Genomic DNA, 1,547 nt, shown 5'->3' on the forward strand with positions numbered 1-1,547 from the left:
CTGGAACCGATTGAGTTCTGGGAGAATAAGAAGCAACTTGCCGAATTCGAGTCTTTCCATGAGGAAACTCCTAAACCAGTGCTCTACCGAAAGTATACACCCACCAACAATTCCCTAAAACAGCGCCCCTCCGGCTACCCGATTAGGCTAAATCTTGCAGTGCTCGACCATCGTTAAAAAGTACAATTCCTGATAAAAGCATTGAATAACAACATAACCCTTATCTTGGGTTTGAATCCAATACTCAAATTCTGAAGAGCCGACGCGTTTACTTGGAGTTGATTTAGCAAATGAAAGTATCAGTTCAAGTAACTGCTTCTCTTCAGGAAGCTCGACCTTAAGTAGATTCAAGATGATAGTAGAGTGATTGTAATTACAATGCTCTATGTAGTCCTTATAAACCAATAAGCCCTGAGCATTTATCCCTGCCCAACCTGAAACTTTGCTCTCGTCAAAAGTAAATGCGTTCTTCGAGCCTTCAGGGGTTATAACCGTGTGAGTAGAGCTCAATACTTCTTTAATAAAACCCACTTTCTGCGGGCGCTTAACTGCCCGTAACATTTTGTCTATGTGGAACTGATATTGAGGATTGATAGAAATTAGGTCCGACATAGAAAGTATATTTAGGACAAATTCGTCATCTGATGACTTTTTATTATTGCAGGCGCGACAAGCGGGAATAGTGATCAGACTAGAGGTACCTTTCTTAAAGAAAGACTTTGGAGGAACGTGCTCACGCGCAAACTCCTCTTCTTTAATCTCATTACAGCAATATACACACTTCATAGATTACCTTTTAGCCTAACGCTTCGCTCAGCGGAAGCAGTTTGGTTGGCTAAAATCAGCGAGGAACGAGCAATAGCCAACCAAACGATTGCGATCCGCCTGTAGCGCCTTGTTATGTTTCAATATTCTATTGGATTGATGTACAAACTAAACATGGCAATACCAACACTAATAGAGTTTGCAAGCATAAACCATAAGAAAATGTGACTCTTAATCTTGAAGTTGAGCTTAAATACTCTTCGGTACACAACTCCCTCTATCAGCACGTTCACAGCACATGCAATCAAGAAAGTAGCTGTCCAGGTTATCGGATTGAACGTCCCTATCCCTAGTGCTTTATAAAGAATGACACCGACTAGAATCTCCCAGACAAAACCACCGATAGGGATTAAAACTATACCAAGTACAGCAGAAACAATGTTTGCAGCAACCGTAGCCTCAATGGCCTTTCTTGTACTTGTACACAGTAGTCTTCTAACGAAGAAAAACTCGACTATCAACCCAACGCATATAGGCCACCAAGATAGTAGCCTCGACTCAAGCTCAAGCGCGGGCCAGACGACATTCGCGTATGTTGCTACAGGAAAGATACAGAGAAAAAACAACAACCAATTACGCACACTCTCTCCTTGAAACATAACGCTTTAGTCAGGCGAGCTTTTGAGCTTTCAAAAAAGAGGGCCGCAGGCCCACCAGAGTCAAAAGTATCGCTTGCACTAACTTGTTGTACTTCCGCACACCTGAGGAGATCGCTATGAGCA

The 1,547-nt window shown here is 42.4% G+C and carries 2 protein-coding genes; both read right to left on the bottom strand.

What is annotated here, in order from left to right:
- Nucleotides 1-147 precede the first annotated feature (147 nt).
- Complete coding sequence (locus tag ABEA08_RS09545) at nt 148-786, bottom strand: HNH endonuclease (protein ID WP_345335068.1); 639 nt, start codon at nt 784-786, stop codon at nt 148-150.
- Nucleotides 787-905: 119 nt separating this feature from the next.
- Nucleotides 906-1,406, bottom strand: a complete 501-nt coding sequence (locus tag ABEA08_RS09550) for a hypothetical protein (RefSeq protein WP_345335069.1) — start codon at nt 1,404-1,406, stop codon at nt 906-908.
- Between the last annotated feature and the right edge of the window lie 141 nt (nt 1,407-1,547).

Origin of the sequence: Ferrimonas pelagia (assembly GCF_039543565.1) — a bacterium.
GTDB classification, from domain to species: Bacteria; Pseudomonadota; Gammaproteobacteria; order Enterobacterales; family Shewanellaceae; genus Ferrimonas; species Ferrimonas pelagia.

Excerpts from the sequence above, each read along its gene's own strand:
- ABEA08_RS09545 (WP_345335068.1), bottom strand. The coding sequence starts at position 786 with ATGAAGTGTGTATATTGCTGTAATGAGATTAAAGAAGAGGAGTTTGCG.